This window comes from Streptomyces sp. NPDC047869 (assembly GCF_040704065.1).
In the GTDB taxonomy this organism is placed as follows: domain Bacteria; phylum Actinomycetota; class Actinomycetes; order Streptomycetales; family Streptomycetaceae; genus Streptomyces.
In genome coordinates this window covers 40,608-58,404 of sequence record NZ_JBEYRK010000014.1, presented here as the reverse complement: position 1 = coordinate 58,404, position 17,797 = coordinate 40,608, and the positions used below count along the sequence as shown (strand labels likewise).

The 17,797-nt window shown below is 72.2% G+C and carries 14 protein-coding genes; 6 read left to right on the top strand and 8 right to left on the bottom strand.

Features of this window, described 5'->3' with window-relative positions:
* The first annotated feature begins 3 nt into the window (after positions 1–3).
* From wecB to AB0924_RS19595, 5 genes are all read left to right on the top strand, one after another.
* Positions 4–1,119: a UDP-N-acetylglucosamine 2-epimerase (non-hydrolyzing) gene (gene wecB / locus AB0924_RS19615; RefSeq protein WP_358929336.1), complete on the top strand. Its 1,116-nt coding sequence runs from the start codon at positions 4–6 to the stop codon at positions 1,117–1,119.
* A 51-nt stretch (positions 1,120–1,170) separates the two neighbouring features.
* Entirely contained in the window at positions 1,171–2,043 is an 873-nt protein-coding gene (locus AB0924_RS19610) for a Wzz/FepE/Etk N-terminal domain-containing protein (RefSeq protein ID WP_366912029.1), read from the top strand.
* A complete protein-coding gene (locus AB0924_RS19605) occupies positions 2,006–3,493 on the top strand; it encodes an oligosaccharide flippase family protein (protein ID WP_366912028.1) in 1,488 nt (495 codons plus the stop codon). Before AB0924_RS19610 ends, AB0924_RS19605 begins: the two co-directional genes overlap by 38 nt.
* Before the next feature lie 311 nt (positions 3,494–3,804).
* A complete protein-coding gene (locus AB0924_RS19600) occupies positions 3,805–4,539 on the top strand; it encodes a hypothetical protein (protein ID WP_358929330.1) in 735 nt (244 codons plus the stop codon).
* Positions 4,540–4,550: 11 nt separating this feature from the next.
* Complete coding sequence (locus AB0924_RS19595) at positions 4,551–5,342, top strand: glycosyltransferase family 2 protein (RefSeq protein WP_366912027.1); 792 nt, start codon at positions 4,551–4,553, stop codon at positions 5,340–5,342.
* Positions 5,343–5,361: 19 nt separating this feature from the next.
* Here the strand turns inward: AB0924_RS19595 and AB0924_RS19590 are convergent, their stop codons facing one another.
* Complete coding sequence (locus AB0924_RS19590) at positions 5,362–6,273, bottom strand: glycosyltransferase family 2 protein (protein ID WP_358929326.1); 912 nt, start codon at positions 6,271–6,273, stop codon at positions 5,362–5,364.
* The gene (locus tag AB0924_RS19585; RefSeq protein ID WP_358929324.1) at positions 6,270–8,297 is read right to left on the bottom strand and encodes an O-antigen ligase family protein; all 2,028 of its coding nucleotides are present in this window, start codon (positions 8,295–8,297) and stop codon (positions 6,270–6,272) included. Before AB0924_RS19585 ends, AB0924_RS19590 begins: the two co-directional genes overlap by 4 nt.
* Positions 8,298–8,368: 71 nt before the next feature.
* On the opposite strand from AB0924_RS19585, the gene AB0924_RS19580 reads away from it, so the two are divergent.
* Positions 8,369–9,025, top strand: coding sequence for a hypothetical protein (locus tag AB0924_RS19580; protein WP_358929322.1), 657 nt, complete (start codon positions 8,369–8,371; stop codon positions 9,023–9,025).
* Between the two features lie 17 nt (positions 9,026–9,042).
* On the opposite strand, the gene AB0924_RS19575 is transcribed toward AB0924_RS19580, so the two are convergent.
* The 6 genes from AB0924_RS19575 to AB0924_RS19550 all read right to left on the bottom strand — a co-directional run bounded on the left by AB0924_RS19575 (position 9,043) and on the right by AB0924_RS19550 (position 17,794).
* Positions 9,043–10,089 (bottom strand): glycosyltransferase, encoded by a 1,047-nt coding sequence (locus tag AB0924_RS19575; RefSeq protein WP_358929320.1) that lies wholly within the window; start codon positions 10,087–10,089, stop codon positions 9,043–9,045.
* 70 nt (positions 10,090–10,159) lie between these two features.
* Positions 10,160–13,765 (bottom strand): DUF4082 domain-containing protein, encoded by a 3,606-nt coding sequence (locus AB0924_RS19570; protein ID WP_366912025.1) that lies wholly within the window; start codon positions 13,763–13,765, stop codon positions 10,160–10,162.
* Positions 13,766–13,834: 69 nt separating this feature from the next.
* Positions 13,835–14,953, bottom strand: coding sequence for a DegT/DnrJ/EryC1/StrS family aminotransferase (locus AB0924_RS19565; protein WP_358929316.1), 1,119 nt, complete (start codon positions 14,951–14,953; stop codon positions 13,835–13,837).
* The gene (locus AB0924_RS19560) at positions 14,950–15,660 is read right to left on the bottom strand and encodes an acetyltransferase (RefSeq protein WP_358929314.1); all 711 of its coding nucleotides are present in this window, start codon (positions 15,658–15,660) and stop codon (positions 14,950–14,952) included. Before AB0924_RS19560 ends, AB0924_RS19565 begins: the two co-directional genes overlap by 4 nt.
* Complete coding sequence (locus AB0924_RS19555) at positions 15,657–16,796, bottom strand: DegT/DnrJ/EryC1/StrS family aminotransferase (RefSeq protein ID WP_358929312.1); 1,140 nt, start codon at positions 16,794–16,796, stop codon at positions 15,657–15,659. The genes AB0924_RS19560 and AB0924_RS19555 overlap by 4 nt, the downstream gene beginning before the upstream one ends.
* A complete protein-coding gene (locus AB0924_RS19550; RefSeq protein WP_366912023.1) occupies positions 16,793–17,794 on the bottom strand; it encodes an NAD-dependent epimerase/dehydratase family protein in 1,002 nt (333 codons plus the stop codon). Before AB0924_RS19550 ends, AB0924_RS19555 begins: the two co-directional genes overlap by 4 nt.
* Between the last annotated feature and the right edge of the window lie 3 nt (positions 17,795–17,797).

Sequence of the window (17,797 nt, the reverse complement as noted above, 5' to 3'; positions counted from 1 at the left end):
ACCATGCCCCGCATCGTCTGCGTCGCCGGTGCGCGACCCAACTACATGAAGATCAAGCCGGTGATGGACGCGCTGGAACGCCGGGGCGCCGAGGTGATCCTGGTCCACACCGGCCAGCACTACGACCCGGCCATGAACGAGGTGTTCTTCACCGACCTCGGCATCCGGCCGCCCGACCACTTCCTCGGGGTCGGCTCCGGCAGCCACGCCGAGCAGACCGGACGCGTGATGACCGCGTTCGAACCGCTGCTCGGCGAACTGTCCCCGGACGTCGTCGTCGTGGTCGGCGACATCAACTCGACCCTGGCCTGCGCCCTGGTCACCGCCAAGGCGGGCCCGCTGCTGGCCCATGTCGAGGCCGGACTGCGCAGCCGTGACTGGAGCATGCCGGAGGAGGTCAACCGGGTCGCCACCGACCGGGTCAGCGACTATCTGCTGGCCCCCTCCCCCGACGCCGCCGGGAACCTGCGCGCCGAGGGGTACCGGGAGGACCAGATCCACCTGGTCGGCAACGTCATGATCGACACACTGCTGGCCAACCTGGAACGGGCCCGCGCCTCGGACGTCCTCGACCGGTACGGCCTGGCCAGGGGGGAGTACGGTCTGGTCACCCTGCACCGGCCCGCCAACGTGGACGACCCCGAGGTCCTCGCCGGGCTCCTGAAGGCCCTGGGCGAGATCGCCGGCCGCTGCCCGCTGCTGCTGCCCGTGCACCCGCGCGCCGCCGAACGGCTGGCCGGCATCGGCGTCCCCGGGGGCATCCGGCTGGTGCCGCCCGCCGGGTACCTGGACTTCATCGCCCTGCAGGACTCGGCCCGCCTCGTGCTGACCGACTCGGGCGGCGTGCAGGAGGAGACCACCGCGCTGGGCGTGCCCTGCGTGACCCTGCGGGACAACACCGAACGGCCCGTCACCGTGGAGCAGGGCACCAATGTGCTGGCGGGCCGCGACCCGGCGCGCATCGTCTCCACCGTCAACCGCGTGCTGGACGATCCCCCCGGGCCGCGCCGGCCCGAGCTGTGGGACGGCCTGGCGAGCGACCGCATCGCCGACGTGCTGCTGGAGGGAGGCACCGCGAGCAGCCGGCCGAGGCCCACCGACCAAACACCCGCCAAATGATCCGCTCGCAACATATGCTCATCGGGGGTCGGGGCGTGAGGGGGGACCACCATGGATCTCGCTGAGATCTTCCGGGTCATGCGCAGGCGCTGGTACGTCCTGCTGCCCGGACTGCTGCTGACCGCCGTGCTGGCGGTCGGCGTGGCACTGGTGGTTCCGGTCACCTACCAGTCGCAGAGCACGGTGGCCCTTCTGAACTCCCAGAAGGCCACCGTGGCCTACGACGGCAATCCGTTCCTCAGCACCCAGACCTCGCTCACCGGCATGGCCGACAGCCTGGCCCGCAACCTCAACTCCGACGGCTCCCAGCGGGAACTCAAGTCCCGTGGCGCCGAGGGCACGATCGAGGCCAAGATCGCCGACAACGCGCAGGGGCCGCTGATGTGGCTCACCGTCACCGGCACCGACAGGGCGGCCGTCCTGGACTCGGACCGCATCCTGACGGCGTATGCCAAGGAGCGGCTGGACCAGTTCCAGAAGCAGCAGTCGGTCGCCCCGAAGGCCATGATCCGCATGACCACGATCGTGCCCCCGCAGAACCCGGTGGCGCAGACCAAGACGCGGCTGGAGTACCTGGTCATGGCCGGGGGCCTGGGCCTGGTGCTGAGCATGGGCGCCGCCTTCTACGTGGAGGCGCGCCGCCGGCCGCGGCCGCAGGCGCACGCGGTGGAACCCGCGCGTCCGGCCGCCGCCTCCGGTCCGCCCGCCGCCGGGCCCGCCGCCGGGCCCGCGGCCGAGGAATCGGCCGTGGAACGGACGATCGCACTCAGGACGCCGCCCAGCTGGTCGCGGTCCGCCGAGAACAGGCCCGCCGCGGAGCCGGGGGCCGGACGCGCCGCCATGGCCGTGGCGCCCGCCGCCGAGCCGCTCGACGAGGAGTCGACTCATGGACAGCGTTCGCACACCGGACAGCGAGACCGCTGAGCCGAGCGACACCCCCGCCTCCCCCTCTCTCGGGCGCAAGGTCCGTTCCGCGGCCCGGTGGAGTCTGATCAACACCGTGGTGATGCGCCTCGGCAACTTCGCCACCGGCATCCTGCTGGCGCGTTTCGCCCTCGGCCCCGCCGAATGGGGCGTCTACGGCATCGCCCAGACCGTGCTCCTGGTGCTGCTCTCCGCGAACGAGCTGGGCGTCGGCCTGGCCATCGTCCGCTGGGACGGCGACCCGCGCCGTTTCGCGCCGACCGTGCTGACCCTGGGCACCGCGTCCAGCGTCCTGCTGTACGCCGCCATCTTCGTCTCGGCGCCCACGGTGGCCGGGCTGCTGGACTCGCCCGGGGCCACGGGCGTGCTGCGGGTGATGTGCCTGTGCCTGGTGCTGGACGGGGTGGCCCAGGTCCCCGCCGGCTATCTGACCCGCGAGTTCGCCCAGGGCAAGCGGATGGTGATCGACGCGCTCAACTTCGTCCTCAGCACCACCGTGACGCTGGTGCTGGCCTTCGCCGGCTGGGGCGCGATGAGCTTCGCCTGGGGAGCGGTGGCCGGCAACGTCGCCGCGCTCCTCGGCTGCGCGCTCGCCGCCCCCGGCATGCTGCGGTTCGGCTGGGACCCCGGCCAGGCCCGCGCCCTGCTCAGGTTCGGCCTCCCGCTGGCCGGCGCGAGCCTGCTCGCGCTCGCCGTCGTCAACGTGGACACCATGGTCGTCGGTTCGTCCCTCGGCTCCGTCGCCCTCGGTTTCTACGTCCTGGCGTTCAACATGTCGGGCTGGCCGGTGCGCATCATCTCCGAGGCGGCCCGCCGCGTCTCCTTCGCCGGCTTCTCCCGCCTGGCAACCTCCCCGGAGGCCCTCGCCCAGGGCTTCAGCCGTGCCCTCGGCGTGCTGGTCACCGGCACCGTCCCGCTGTGCGTGCTGCTCGGCGGACTGGCCGCGCCGGTCGTCCGTCTCGTCTACGGGAGCACATGGGTGCCCGCCGCCTCGGCGCTGCCCTGGCTGATGGCCCTGGGCCTGGTCCGCATCGGCTGCGAACTCGCCTACGACTGCCTCGTCGCCGCCGGCCGGCGCCGCTCCCTCATCCTCGTCCAGGGCCTGTGGGTCATCGCTCTCGTCCCCGTCCTCGTCGCCGGCGCCCGCCTCGACGGCATCGTCGGCGTCTCCCAGGGACACGTCATCGTCGCGGCCGGACTTGTCGTCCCCGCATTTGTGTACGCCCTCGGCCGGGCCGGGATCGGCCCCGCCCACATCGTCAGGGCCTGCACGTGGCCCTTCCTCGGCGGAGCCGTGATGACCGTGGTGACCCTCGCCGCGAAGCGGCTCCTCGGCGACGGCATCGTCGCCCTCTTCGTCATCGGCGCCACCGCCCTGGCCTGTTATGTGGTGTGCGTCCTGCCCAGCCGCCGCTTCCTGCTCGGCGCCCGAACCCCGGAGGCCGCGTGACCAGGCTCCGTCAACTACTCGCCGTACTGTCCCTCTTACTCTGCGCCGCGTGTGCCTCGGGCGCCGACGCCGCACCGTCCGTCCACGGCACGTCCCGCGGCACCGCTCACCCGCCTCCCCCGGCGTCGGAGGCCCCCTCGTCATCGGAAGCCCGCTCACCGTCCCCGGCCGGCTCGTCGTCCGGGAGCCCCGTGCCCCGCGGGGCGTCGTCCCCGCGGCCCGCGGCGCCGGCGGCGCAAGCCGAAGCGGGCTTCCCCGACGCCCGCTCCACCGGCCCCCGCATCCCGCTCAAGCCGCACTCCACCGGGAACATGAGCGTCAAGACCGACGGCACCGTCATCCGGGGGTGGGACATCACCGGATCGCTCGACATCTACGCGGACGACGTCACCATCATCGACTCGAGGATCACCTCCACCAACTGGTGGGGGGTCAACCTGCGTCCGGGGCACAGCGGTCTGCGGATCCTGCACAGCACCATCACCGCCGTCCCCGGCAAGGGCCCCGACAACGGGGGCGTGGACTACGCGGTCTCCAACATGGGCGTCAGCCCCGTCGAGGTCGGCTGGTGCGACGTCTCCGTCTTCGGCAACGCCCTCTCCATGGGACAGGGCGACCTCCACGACAACTACGTCCACGACCTGGTGCCCTTCCGCAACGCCGGCGGCGAGTGGCAGCACACCGACGCCGTGATCAGCGGCGGCAGCAACAAGGGCAGCCTGGTCATCCGGCACAACACGCTGCTCAACTCCGTCCCCGTCGACCAGGGGGCCTCGGCCGCCATCGGGCTCTTCGCCGACACCGGCCCCGTCTCCAACACCGTCATCGACGGCAATCTGCTGGCCGGCGGCGCCTACGCCCTGTACGGGGGCGGCGAGGGCGCCACCGGCATCCAGGTCACGAACAACGTCTTCTCCACCCGGTACCACCGCAACTCCGGCCACTACGGCGCCGTCACCGCCTGGAACGCCGGTGGTGCCGGCAACGTCTGGCGCGGCAACCGGTTCACCCACGGGCACTCGATCGCCCCCGAGCCGGCCGGCTGAGGAAGAGGACCATGAGACGTATCGCCCGCGCCCCCTGGGAACTGCTCAAAGGCGCATTCGGCTGGCTCGTCCTGTTCGAGCTCCGCAACAAGGTCCTCCTCGCCCCCTCCGCGCTGCGACTGCGCCGCGTCGAGAGCGCCGAGACCCGTCGCCTCGCGGCCGCCACCGCTCCCCCGCCGGCCGCCCTCGTCGCGACGGTGATCGCCACCCACCGCCGCCCCGAGGAACTGCGGGCGGCCGTCCGCTCGGCGCTGGACCAGACCGTCCGCGACCAGGTCGTCATCGTCGTCGACGACGGCGCGGGCCTCCCCGGACTCCCGGACGACCCGCGGCTGTTCGCCGTATCGCTGGCGCGGAACACCGGAGTCGCCGGGGTGGTGCGCAACGTGGGCATCCGCCTGACCCGCTCGCGGTACGTGGCCTTCCTGGACGACGACAACCTGTGGGAGCCCGACCATCTGGAGCGGGCGCTGGCGGTGCTGGAGGCCCCCGGCGGGCCGGACGGCGTCTACACGGCGCTGCGCCGCGTCCTGCCGGACGGGACCGAACGGGACGTCCTGTCCGTGCCGTTCGACCGCCGCCGGGCCGCCCGCGAGTCCTTCCTGGACACCAACGCCTTCGTCGGGCGGCGCGACAGGGCCCTGCGCTTCAGCCGGCTGCGCCGCACCCCGGAGGTGATGCCCCGTGAGGACTGGGAGCTGGTCCACCGCTACAGCCGCCGCCACACCGTGCGCCACGTGCCGCACGCCACCGTGCGGTATCTGGTGAACCCCGGGAGTTTCTACACCACTTGGTCCGGCTGAGCACGAGGCCGGCCGCGCCTCACGGCCCGGGCGTGACCCGCAGCGCGCCCGGCCTGAGCAGCGCGGCCGCAGCGGCCCGGCTGGCCCGCCTGCCGAGGGCGGCGCGGGACGCCTCGCGCAGGAACACGGCCGCCCGGAAGCACACCGTCGCGCCGGGCCCGTGGCGCCGCCCGTACAGGCGCACACGGTTGAGTGTGAGCAGGGTCCACAGCCGGGGCGAGACCCGGGAGTCGCCGCCCAGGTGAACGGCCTCGGCCGTCGGCTCGAGCTGGGTGGCGTAGCCGCGGTCCCCCGCGCGCAGGCAGTACTCGGTCTCCTCGGAGTAGAGGAAGAAGGACTCGTCCCACGGCCCGCAGGCGGCCAGGCAGTCGGCCGAGAGGGCCATGAGCGCGCCGGTCGCCCAGTCCGCGCGCGTGGGCCGCGCGTAGGCGGCGGGGTCGGTGACCAGCTCGCTCAGGGCCGGGAAGCGCCCGGCCCGGCGGTTGCCGATGAGGGCCTCGCCGAGGGCCCGGGTCACGCTCGACTCGCGGCGCAGCGAGTGCAGGGGCGCCGCCCGGCCCTCCTCGTACAGGAGGGGGACGGCGATGCCCACCTGGGCACCGAGGGTGTCCACGAGGCGCTTGGCGCAGCCCTGCCGCATCCGGATGTCCGGGTTGCAGACCAGTACGGCAGCGTATCCGCCCTCCCACTCGCCGGCCGCCTTCAGTGCCGCGTTGACCCCGGCGGCGTACCCGGCGTTACGGCCGGTCTGGACGACCGTGGCGTCCGGGGCGAGCGACCGGAGCACCTCGACGGTGTCGTCGGCGGAGTCGTTGTCGGCGACGACGAGCCGCCAGTCGAGTCCGGCCATGCCCTCGGGCAGCGCGGCGAGGAACCCGGGCAGCACCGACGCGCTGTTCCAGGTGACGGCGATGACGGCAACGGGGCTCATCGGGTCTCCACGAGTTGGGGGAGCTGGGGTTCGGAGGTCTTGACGGGAGCCGGCTCGGCGGCGCCGGCCGCCTCGCCCCGGACGAAGCCGAGCAGGCTGCCACCCGCTCCCAGCAGCAGGAAGAACAGGCCGGCGAACATCGGGAAGCTGAGTGAGTCGAAGGTGGCGCTGACGACGAGCGCGACCAGCGACGACGCGAAGAACGCCTGCCCCAGTTCGCGGTCGGCCTCGGTACGGGCCAGCCGCCGGACGGCACCGCCCTGGTGGATGCCGGCGACGAACAGGACGAGCATGGCGAGGAGTCCGAGTGCGCCCATCTCGGCCAGGGTCAGCATGTACTGGTTGTCGGTGAAGAAGTACCGGTCCGGGGTGAAGGTGCCGAAGCCCCGCCCGAACAGCGGATGTTCCTCCAGATAGGGCACGATCGCGCTGTACTTGACCGTGCGGGCCTGGGTGCTGCTGTCGGAGTTGGACAGGAACGACGCGAACAGGCCGGTGATCGTGCCGATCAGCCCGGGGACGAGCACCTTGAAGACGGCCACGGAGGCCGTCATCACGCCGATCGCGGCCCAGCGCCGGGCCGGCTTCCAGCGGGGCACCATCACCAGGGCGACGAGCAGCAGGCCGATGATCGAGGTCCGCGACACCGTCAGGGGCAGCGCGCCGGCGATCAGCAGCACCGGACCCCAGCGGCGGGTCCAGTGGAGGTGGCGGCGCACCGGGTCGAAGGCCTGCTGGATGGCGAACGGCAGCAGGATCGCGAGCATGCCGCCGAACTCGAGCGGCTGGGCGGTGGTGGCCCGGGGCCGGGTGAAGGCACCGCGGTCCATGACGCTCACCTGGGCGACGCTGGTCTGCAGGCCGGGGATGTGGATGGAGTCGGCGATGTTGGTGCCCGAGAAGAAGTCGTAGAAGCCGATCGCGGCGACGACCGAGCCCAGGACCACCACCCGGCGCATCAGCACGTCGAGCCGGCCGCGCTCCTGTATGCCCGCCGAGGTCAGGACGACCAGCGACACCCACACCAGGAACCCGATGAGACCGCGGTCGGCGCCCAGGACCTCCGCGTGCGAGCTCTCACGTGCCGCGTCCGAGATGTAGGCCGCCAGGACGGCCAGCCCGAGCACGCACATCGCGACGCGCGCCAGCCTGGTTCCCCGCGCGGGCAGGACGCGGCCGCCGAGCCAGGTCGCGAGGTACCACAACAGGCCGAGCAGGGCGAAGACGTTGGCGGGGGTGCCGACGCCGCCGAGGGCGGGCAGGGCCAGGTTCGACGGGATGAAGAGGGCCAGTACGAGGTAGACGGTGAGGACCGCCGTGGCGTCGACCCGCCGGCCGAGCAGTCCTCTCCGGCGCCGTCCGGGGGCGCGGGCGTCCCGGGCCTGCGGGACGGCGCTCCTCGCGGCGTGCCGCCGGCGGCGGACCACCGCGACGCCCTCCATCAGTATCGACAGCAGGAAGGCGCTGACGACTCCGAGGATGACGACGGCCGCGATGTCCTGGTAGCGGTTCTTCGACTTCGCCACCGGGGTCTGCGGCAGGACGACGGGCGCCGTCTGCACGAAGTACGCGGGCGGGACCTTGGCCGCGGCCTGCAGGGCCTTGAGCTGCTCGCCGGCGAACTCGGTCAGGGTGTTGGTCTCCCTCAGCACCTTGGCCCGGTCGGTCCCGGTCACGCTGAGCGTGAGCAGCGGGCTGTCGGCCGTCGGCGCGAAGCCGGCCGTGTACGGGTCCGTGACGCCCCGGCCGCGCAGTTCCTTGGCGGCGTCGTTCGACTCCAGGGTCCTGATCAGCACGTCGGCCGTGACGATCAGCGAACCGCCCGCGTTCGAGATGGGGTTGCCGAAAGTGGGAGGCAGCCGGGAGACCGCCGAGGAGTCCAGCAGGGTGACCGAGCTCTGCGACTGGTAGGAGACGGGGACGGTCACGTACAGGTATCCGCCACAGACCAGGCTGAGCAGCGTGAGGGGCACGACGAAGTACCAACGTCTGCGCAGAATGGCCCAGATCTCACCAAGACTCATGAACCATCCCCCCATTCGGTGGCATCCCGCCGCGCGTCCTGCCAGTATCGGGGCTGACGGAAGGATCTCGTATGTCGCCCGGGAACGTCGCCGACGCACTGCTCCGCCGCTGGTACGTGGTGCTGGTCGCGCTGCTGCTGACGGCCGCCGCGGCGTACCAGGTGGTGCGTCCGGCACCGCAGTACACCGGGTCCGCGGTCGTCGTCCTGAAGCCGCCGGTGACCCGGAACCAGCCCAACCAGCTCACCAATCTGCAGCCGCCGCTCGCCCTGGTCTCCTACGGGGTCGTGCAGCAGCTCGAATCCCCCACCGGGGAGGAGGAGTTGAGGGCGGCTGGAGTCCAGGGGACCTACCGCCTCGTCCCCCGCAACAGCGGGACCAGCGCCACGCCCCGCTATCTGATCCCCTCCCTGCAGATCCAGTCGCAGGCCGGCGGGCCGGATGCCGCAGTGACGGCGGTGCGCCGCATCATCGACGTCTACACCCGGCACGTCGACGCGATGCAGTCGGCCCAGCGGGTGCCCTCCGGTTCGCGGATCACCGCCTCCGTGCTGACTTCGCCGAGCGCCGCCGAGGTACGGGGCGACCGGATCCGGGGCCTGGCCGGCACCGGCTTGCTGGGCATGGCCGGCGGCGTTCTCGGCGCGTTGTGGCTCGACCGGTACGTGATGAGCCGTCGCGAGGCAGCGCCCGGCCGGCACGCCGGCCCGGTCCCCGCGGCCGGCTGAGACGAACTGTTCCCTCATCAGATACCGCGGCGCTTCCAGGACTCCCACCACAGCAACTCCCGGCCGCGTTCGGCCACGGCCGACCACACCAGCGGCTGGAGGTACGGCATCGCCTTGGGGCCGATGCGCCGTCTGAGCCGCAGCGCGCGGTACTCCGGCAGCTTGCCGTACTCCGGCAGGCACTCCGCGGCGAAGCCGACGCACTCGTCGACCGGAACCACCTCCGTACGCCCCCGGTCGTAGGCACGGTAGGCCCGGCGCAGCGCGAAGCGGGCCAGCCGGGTGTGGACCTCGTCGGCGAGGCGGTCGGCGTGCGGCAGCCGGTCGGCGCATTTGGCGAGCACCGAGTCGAAGGCGACGAGGCGCTGGCGCAGGTCGTCCAGCTGTCCGCCGAAGTCGGTCGTGGACATGTTCTTGCCGTGGACGCGGTAGAAGGCCTGGTCGGCCCCGCGTATGTAGCCGACGTCGGCGTGCGCGGCGAGCCGCATCCACATCTCGATGTCGCCGGCGTGCGGCAGCGCCGGGTCGTAGCCGCCGACCTCGCGCTGGAGGCTGGTGCGGACGACGACCTCCGGTGAGGTGATGCAGCCGGTGCCCTCACGGAAGCGCCGCTCCAGCCACCACTGCCCGGGATAGACCACGGAGCCGGTGCCGCGGGTACGGGCCGGCGGCAGCGGTCCGCCGTGCTGGAAGCGCAGGGGGCGCCCGTAGGCGAAGCCCGCCTCGGGGTGGGCGTCCAGCAGCGCGGCGGCCCGTACCAGGGCGCCCGGCACCAGCCGGTCGTCGGCGGAGAGCAGGGCGACGTAGGTGCCGTCGGCCCAGTCCAGCAGGCCCTCGTTGTAGGTGGCGATGTGGCCCTTGTTGGTCGCGTGGACGCGGACCTCGATCCGCGGGTCGGCGGCGGCCAGCTTGTGCGCGGTCTCCGCCGAGTCGTCGGGCGAGGCGTCGTCGATGATGAGGACCCGGACGTCGACGCCGTCCTGCTCGTCCAGAACGCTGCTCACGCAGTCGGCCAGGAAGTGGCCGTACTTGTAGCAGGGGATCACAACACTGACGCTGCTCATCGGTGGGAATGCCAATCCCCGGCGGTGGCCCCCGGGTTCGCGGGGGCCACCACCGGTGCGCTGTGACGGGTCAGTTCTTCTTCTTGTGGACGGTCCTGGCGGTCAGGGTCCAGGTACGGGACTTCACCGCGTGGCGGTGCTTGTCCCGGGCCGTGACCGTGACCTTGAACCGGGTGCCGTCGGGCAGCGGGGCCGACAGGTGCACGGACACCTTGTGACCCGCCCGGTCGTAGGAGGTGACGGCCGTGACATGGAGCTTCCTGGCCGCCGCCGCCCGGGGACCGGACAGGACGGTCACGGTCGCCTTGACGGACGACACCGCGGTCTTCGCCGGCAGGGTGGTGACGAGCGGGCTGCCCGCGTCGGCGGTGTGCGTCAGCGTGGCCGCGTTGTCCTCGGAGGCGCCGGGCGCCGCCAGGGACGCGCCCGGGTTGTCGGCGGTGAAGACCGGGCTCACCCAGTAGTTCGCGGATCCGTAGGAACCGTTCGGGAAGGCCGGGTCGGCGCCGTACCGGTAGAGCCCGTTGTGGTGCGCGGTGGTGTCGGCGGTGCCGGTGAGCGGATAGGACTGGTGGGCCGCGGCGAAGTAGCCGCCGTCGACCGCGTAGTGGCCGTTCGGCGCGTGGTAGGAGACGACGTACGGGGTGTCGGCGCTGATGGCCACCGGCGTGGTGAAGGTCATCCGCTGCCAGCCCGAGGCCGTCTCGCCGGTGAAGGTGCCGGTGGCGAGCAGCGTGCCGTCGTCGGACCACAGGCTGCCGGTGTGGGTGCCGGTGTTGCCGGTGCCCTTGTAGAAGGTGACACCGGTGACCCAGCCGCTCGTCGAGGACGTGAACCGGGTGCCCAGCTCGACCGAGTTGGTGTCGCCGGTCATGTCGGTGGTGGCGGGTACGGCCGAGGCGCCCCACAGGGTGCAGGGGCAGGTGACCGCCGGCGGAGTGGTGCTGGTGGTGAAGCTCCAGGTCACCGGGTCCGCCATGGCGTTGCCCCACAGGTCGGAGGCCTGGACGGAGGCGGTGTACGTGGTGTGCAGCGCCAGTTCCGTCGACGGGGTGAAGGTCGCCTTGTTGGACGCGGGGAGCGTCCAGGTCCCCGGCACGGTGTCGCCGCCCGGGTCCTTCACGGTGAAGGTCAGGTTGTCGGAGTCGACGGCCGAGCTGAAGACGGCCGACACCGGTGCCGTGATCGACACGCCGGTCGCCCCGGACGTCGGGGAGGTCGAGCTGACGGTGGGCGGGGTGGTGCTGGCCGTCGAGGTGTCCAGCACCACGTCGACCCAGTAGTTGCTGCCCGAGGACTGCGAGGACGGGAAGGCGCTGGTGGAGCCGTAGTGGTAGACGCCGTTGCCGCCGTCGGTACCGGACTTCAGGGCTGTGAGCGGGGCGAGGCCCGCGTCACCGCCGGAGAAGTAGCCGCCGTCGTAGGAGTATCCGCCGTTGGGGGCGAAGTACGAGGCGACGTAAGTGGTGTTGGCCTTGACACTCACCGGGGTGGAGAAGTTCAGCTGCTGCCAGCCGGAGGCCGTCTCGCCGGTGAAGGTGCCGGTGGCCAGGCGGGTGCCGGAGGCGCTCCACAGGCTTCCGGTGTGGGTGCCGGTGTTGACGGGCGACTTGTAGAAGCGGACCGCGGTGATCGAACCGGCGGCCGTGGTGCGGAACTTGACGCCGAGCTCCACCGAGCTGCCGTCACCGCCGTTGACGGTGCCGGGCACGGCCGAGGCCGGCCAGACGGTGCACGGGCAGGCCTGCGGGCCGACGGTGAGCGGGACGGTGCTGACGGCGCCGATGTTGACGCTGTCGTCCACCGCGCGGACCTTGACGGACACGGCGCCGGGGGCGGTCGGGGTCCAGGTGTACTTCCACGACGCGAGGCCGGTGGCGGCCTTCCAGGTCTGGCCGCCGTCCGTGGACACCTCCACCCGGGCCACCACACCGCCGCCGGAGTCGGTGGCGGTGCCGGTGACGGTGACCGGCTTCAGCGCCGGGACGGTGACTCCGGAGGCCGGGGCCGTCACGGTGACGGCCGGGCCGGTGGTGTCGGTCGTGGCCGTCGCGGCGACCAGGTTGCTCTGCCGGGTCAGCGGCTGGACGCCCATGTCGGCGAAGACGTTCAGGGTCGCCTGCTGCATGCGGGCGTCCTCGGTGACCACGGTGTCGTCGGGGTTGTACGTCGGGATGTTGGTCAGTCCCCACGACCACTGCACGGTGCCCGCCCCGAACACCAGGGCGCCGGAGTCCTGGTCGCGGAACTCGACGAGGTTGTGCGTCGCCGTGCCGTTGCCGTAGACGTTGCCCCAGTCCGTGCGGAGCTTGCCGTCGTTGATGTCCACCGTGGTGGACGACACGTCGATCGCCCCGGCGGGCCGGGTGCTGTTGTCGATGTCGCTGTCCCACTCGTAGCCGAGGGTGCCCGTGGGGAAGGTGGCGGTCTGGCTCGACGTCAGGCCGGCGACGGACGTGTTGCGCCAGATCCGGTTCTTCCCGTACGAGCCGGGGACGGTGATGGCGTCGCTGCGGTAGCCGTTCACGGTGAACATGGAGCCGGTGAGGATGTTCGGCGGCTGGTAGTCCTGCCCGTACTGGGTGCTGGCGGGGTCCATCCAGGTGCCGGTCCAGATACCGCTGGGGTCGGCGACGCCGTTGTTCTGCGCCATCTTGGTCATCTTGTAGCAGACCAGGGTGCGGTTGGCCGTGTTCGCGCCGTCGATGCTCGGGGTGAGCCGGGTCTTCCAGAAGACCTCGTTGCCGCTGAAGAAGCCCTGCCGGACGCCGGCCTTGCGGGCCGCGAGGACGTTGGAGTACTGGCTCTGCGTCCAGTACTCGTCATGGCCGGAGGACAGGTAGACCTTGTGCTTCTTCAGCAGGGTGGCGCCGTTGGCCGACACGTCGACGCCGGACAGATAGCTGACGTCGTAGCCGTTGCGTTCCAGCCAGGACAGCATCATGTACTCGGAGCCGTAGATGCCGTTGTCGCCGCCGATGTCCAGCGGACGGTTGTAGCTGACCTCGTAGGCGCGGCCGTCCGGAGCGGGGCCGGCGCCGCCGTAGAGGTCCTGGCCGCCGTAGTCGTTGTAGGCCTGCCAGGTCTGGTCGCTGGTCTGCACGACGATGTCGGAGGTGCTGGAGTCGTTGCGGACCACGAACGGGTACGGCATCAGGCCGTCGCCGTCCGTCTGGGTGAGGTTGGCGATGTACAGGCCGGAGACGGCGTTGCTGGGCACCGTCCAGGTGGCGGTCACCGGCCAGTTGCCGCAGTCGACCAGTCCGGTGCCGCTCTTCTTGGTGCAACCGGCGGGGTTGGTCAGGTAGTTGGCCGGATAGGTGACGGCGGCCTGGGCCGCGGTGGACATCTCGCGCGCGCCGTCGCCGCCGTACCAGCCCAGGCGGTAGATCTCGACGCGGTACGAAACCTTCGACTGCACCTTGAACTGCACGGTGTCACCGGCCTGGACGCTCTCCTTGGTGGAGAAGCCCTTGATGTCACCGTAGGCGTTGGGCGAGAACCAGTCGGACTTCGGGTTGCCCGGCTTGGAGTTCTCGCAGACGACGGGGTTCGAACCCGTTCCGCACGGATCGGAGGCCGCGAGGGCGGTCCCCGCCTGCGGGAGCACCGCCCAGATCAACGCTGCTACGACGGCGAGGCGGCTGCCCCGGATCCGTCTGCTCCATTTTTTCATGTGTACCTCTCACGGTGCTGTGCAGGACCGACCCGTGCGGTCGGGGTGAAGCCGTGAAGCCGTGACCGGTCAGCCGCGCAGGGCGTGGGCGAGTGCGTCCACGACACGCTGCTGCTGGTCGGGGGTGATGTGCGGGTGGAGCGGGAGCGACAGGATCCGCTCCGCCGTCCGTTCGGCGTTCGGGAAGTCGCCCCGGGAGTGGCCGAGATGGCGGTATGCCGGGGTCAGGTGGACCGGTGCCGGGTAGTGCACCCCGGCGCCGATGCCCTCCGCGTTGAGCTTGCCGACGATGTCGTCGCGGTCGGCCCCGTCGACCTGGAGGACGTAGAGGTGCCATACGTGGACGTTGCCGGGTGCCGTCACCGGGAGCACGACCCGGCCGGCCGCGGCGAGGCCGGCGAGCAGTTCGTCGTAGCGGGCCGCGGCCGCCCGGCGGGCCGCGTTGCCGGCCGCGAGGCGCTTCAGCTTGGCCCGCAGGACGACGGCCTGCAGTCCGTCCAGCCGGCTGTTGAAACCGGGCACGTCGTGGCGGTACTTGGCGACGCCGCCGTGGTTCGCGATGGCGCGCACCAGGCCGTCCCGCTCCTCGTCGTCGGTGAGCACCGCGCCCGCGTCGCCGTAGGCACCCAGGTTCTTGCCCGGGTAGAAGCTGGTCGCCGCGATGCCGCCGCTGCCCGGCGAGCGGCCGTCGCGGGTGGCGCCCTGGCACTGTGCGGCGTCCTCCACCACTTGGACGTGCCGGGGCAGTTGGGCGGTGAGTGCCGTCACGTCGGCCATCTGGCCGTAGAGGTGGACCGGTACGACCGCGCGGGTGGCCGGGCCGACCGCGTCCAGCGCGGCCCGCGGGTCGAGCAGGTAGGTGTCGGGCAGGCAGTCGGCGAGGACCGGCCGGGCGCCGGTGCGGGCCACCGCGCCCGCGGTGGCGATGAAGGTGTTGGCGGGCACCACGACCTCGTCGCCGGGGCCCACTCCGCCCGCGCGCAGCGCCAGTTCGACGGCGTCCGTGCCGTTGGCGACGCCCGCGCAGTGCGCGACGCCGCCGAAGTCCGCGTACTCGCGCTCGAACAGGCGGACCTCCTCGCCGCCGATGAACGCGGTGCCCGCCAGGACACGTTCGAAGCCTGCCCGTACCTCGTCGGCGACCTCCTCGTGGGCCGCCTTGAGGTCCACGAGCGGTATCTGGTTCATGTGACTGGTCCCCCCAGTGCGTGCGTCGCGAAGTCGTCGTCCCGCGACGCGAGTCGGTCGAGCGCGGGCGCATCCGCCGTGCGCAGCCGCCGGGCCGGGCTCCCCACCCAGACCTCGCCCGGCGGTACATCGCCGAGCACGGCGCTCCCCATCCCGATCAGCGACCAGGCGCCGACCGTCGTGCCTTCCCTGATCAGGGCCCCGGAGCCCAGATAGGCGCCCCGCTCCACCCGTACGCCCCCGCCCAGGCGGGCGCCGGAGGCGATGGTGGCGCAGTCCTCGACCACGTCGTCGTGGGTGAGGACGGCCTGCGGCATCACCGCCACATGCGCGCCCACCCGCACCGCGGCGGTCAGCGCGCAGTGCGCGAGCAGGACCGAGCCGGGTCCGACCTCGGACGTCCTCGACACCGAGGCCGTCGGGTGGACCACGGTGGCGTACCGGTCCGCGGGCAGGCCGAGCCTCGCGACCAGCCGGGCGCGGGACGCGTAGTCCCGCGGGTTGCCCACGCAGACGACCACCCGGGCCCGGGGCAGGTCGTGGACCAGGTCGCAGCCGCCGAGGACGGGGACGCCGTCCACCTCGGTGCCGTGCAGGGCGGGGTTGTCGTCGAGGTGCCCGAGCAGCTCGGTGCCGCCCGCGTCCCGTACGGCCTGCGCGGTCTCCCGGGCGAAGCCGCCGGCGCCGATGATCAGCAGCCCGTTCATCTTCGGGCCTGTTCACGCAGGGCCGTCACGACGCGGTCCTGCTGGGCCTCGGTCATCGTGTGGAACAGCGGCAGGATCAGCGAGTCGCGGCTGATCCGCTCGGTGACCGGAAGCGGCGCGCGCGGGTGGCCGGCGTAGGCGGGTTCGAGGTGGGCCGCCATGATCCCGCGCCGGGCGGAGACCCCGGTTGCGGCGAGCGCCGCCAGCAGGTCGTCCCGGCCGACGGGGAAGCCCTCGTCCAGGAGCACCCAGTAGGACTGGAAGTTGCTCTGCCCGTGCGCGGGGTCGCGGACCGGGGTGAGGCCGGGGACGTCCCGCAGCAACCGGGCGTAGCGGGCGGCCAGTTCGCGACGGCGGACGATCATCGTGTCGAGCTTGCCGAGCTGGACCAGGCCGACCGCGGCCTGGATGTCCGTCATCCGGTAGTTGTAGCCGACCTCGAGGTAGCTCTCCAGGACCGGCTTGGCGCTGGCGTGACGCTGGGCCGCCGAGGCGTTCATCCCGTGCTCGCGCAGCCGGCGCAGGCGCTCGGCCCACGCGGCGTCGTCGGTGGTGACCATGCCGCCCTCGCCGGTGGTGACGACCTTGCGGGGGTGGAAGGACCAGGCGGCGATCAGTGCGCCGTGCCCCACGGGCTTGCCGCCGACGGTCGAGCCGATGGCACAGGCCGCGTCCTCCACCAGCGGCAGGTCCCAGTCGGCGCAGGCGGCCCGCAGGGCGTGCACGTCGGCCGGTACGCCGCCCTGGTGGACGGCGAGGACGGCCCTGGTGCGGGGGGTGCGGACGGCGTCGACGGTGGCCGTGGTCAGGTTGCCGGTGGCGGGCTCGACGTCGGCGAACACGGGCTCGGCGCCGACGTAGCGCACGGCGTTGGCGGTGGCGATGAACGACAGCGAGGGCACCACGACCTCGTCGCCGGGCCCGACGCCGAGCGCGACGAGGGACAGGTGCAGGGCCGTGGTGCACGAGCTGACCGCGACGGCGTGCTCGGCGCCCACCCGCTCCGCGAAGGCCCGCTCGAACGCGGCGACCCGGGGGCCCTGGGCGACCCATCCGGAGAGCACCGCCTCGGAGGCGGCCCGGGCCTCCTCCTCGCCGAGCCAGGGGATCATCACCGGGATGCGGTCGGTGCTCACCGGGCGGCCTCCCCCGCCGCGCGCTCCGCACGCCACCAGTCCACCAGGTCCCTGAGCCCGGTGCGCAGGTCGATCCGCGCCGTGAAGCCGAGCCGCTCGGCGGCGCTCGTGGTGTCCGCGAGCCGCCGGACCACCCCGTTCACCGCGCGGGCCGGCCCGTGCTCCGGCTCCAGGCCCTCGGCGCCCATCGCCTCCAGCAGGCCCTGGGCCAGCTCCTTCAGCGAAGTCTCCGTACCGCTCGCGACGTTGAAGACCTCGTCGGTCAGGTCCGACTCGGCGGCCAGCACGTTGGCCCTCGCGATGTCCCGGACGTCGACGAAGTCCATGGTCTGGCTGCCGTCACCGAGGATCAGCGGCGGCTCGCCCGACTCGATGCGCTCCATCCAGCGGATGAGCACCTCGGTGTAGAGGCCGTGGATGTCCATCCGGGGGCCGTAGACGTTGAAGTACCGCAGCGCCACGTAGTCGAGGCCGTACATGGCGTGGAAGCTGCGCAGCATGCCCTCGTTGAAGGCCTTGGCCGCGCCGTAGAACGTGTCGTTGTTGTAGGGGTGGTGGCGCTCGGTCGTGGGGAAGTCCTCGGCCATGCCGTAGACGGAGGCCGAGGACGAGGCGATCACCTTGCCGACCCCTGCCCCGACCGCCGCCTCCAGGACGTTGAAGGTGCCGTCGACCATGACCTCGTTGGCGAGCCGGGGCTCCTCCGCGCACTGCGTGATGCGGATCGCGGCGAGGTGGAACACCAGGTCGGCGCCGTCGGTGGCCTTCCGCACGGCGGCGGCGTCGCGGATGTCGCCCTCGACGACCTCGACGACGCCGCTGGCCAGGGCCCTGGCCAGGTTGCCCATCCGCCCGCGGACGAAGTTGTCCAGCACGACGATCTCACGGGCACCGCCCTCGGCCAGGAGGTCGACGAGATTGGACCCGATGGTCCCCGCCCCTCCGGTGACCAGGATCTTCTTGCCCCGTACGCTGCTCAACTGAAGTGCCCTCTCCATCGG

Bases quoted from the DNA above. Each gene is read 5' to 3' on its own strand.
- AB0924_RS19570 (WP_366912025.1), bottom strand. From the start codon at position 13,765: ATGAAAAAATGGAGCAGACGGATCCGGGGCAGCCGCCTCGCCGTCGTA.
- AB0924_RS19580 (WP_358929322.1), top strand. From the start codon at position 8,369: ATGTCGCCCGGGAACGTCGCCGACGCACTGCTCCGCCGCTGGTACGTG.
- AB0924_RS19605 (WP_366912028.1), top strand. From the start codon at position 2,006: ATGGACAGCGTTCGCACACCGGACAGCGAGACCGCTGAGCCGAGCGAC.
- AB0924_RS19600 (WP_358929330.1), top strand. From the start codon at position 3,805: ATGAGCGTCAAGACCGACGGCACCGTCATCCGGGGGTGGGACATCACC.
- AB0924_RS19560 (WP_358929314.1), bottom strand. From the start codon at position 15,660: ATGAACGGGCTGCTGATCATCGGCGCCGGCGGCTTCGCCCGGGAGACC.
- AB0924_RS19565 (WP_358929316.1), bottom strand. From the start codon at position 14,953: ATGAACCAGATACCGCTCGTGGACCTCAAGGCGGCCCACGAGGAGGTC.
- AB0924_RS19575 (WP_358929320.1), bottom strand. From the start codon at position 10,089: ATGAGCAGCGTCAGTGTTGTGATCCCCTGCTACAAGTACGGCCACTTC.
- AB0924_RS19590 (WP_358929326.1), bottom strand. From the start codon at position 6,273: ATGAGCCCCGTTGCCGTCATCGCCGTCACCTGGAACAGCGCGTCGGTG.
- AB0924_RS19585 (WP_358929324.1), bottom strand. From the start codon at position 8,297: ATGAGTCTTGGTGAGATCTGGGCCATTCTGCGCAGACGTTGGTACTTC.
- AB0924_RS19550 (WP_366912023.1), bottom strand. From the start codon at position 17,794: ATGGAGAGGGCACTTCAGTTGAGCAGCGTACGGGGCAAGAAGATCCTG.
- wecB (WP_358929336.1), top strand. From the start codon at position 4: ATGCCCCGCATCGTCTGCGTCGCCGGTGCGCGACCCAACTACATGAAG.
- AB0924_RS19610 (WP_366912029.1), top strand. From the start codon at position 1,171: ATGGATCTCGCTGAGATCTTCCGGGTCATGCGCAGGCGCTGGTACGTC.
- AB0924_RS19595 (WP_366912027.1), top strand. From the start codon at position 4,551: ATGAGACGTATCGCCCGCGCCCCCTGGGAACTGCTCAAAGGCGCATTC.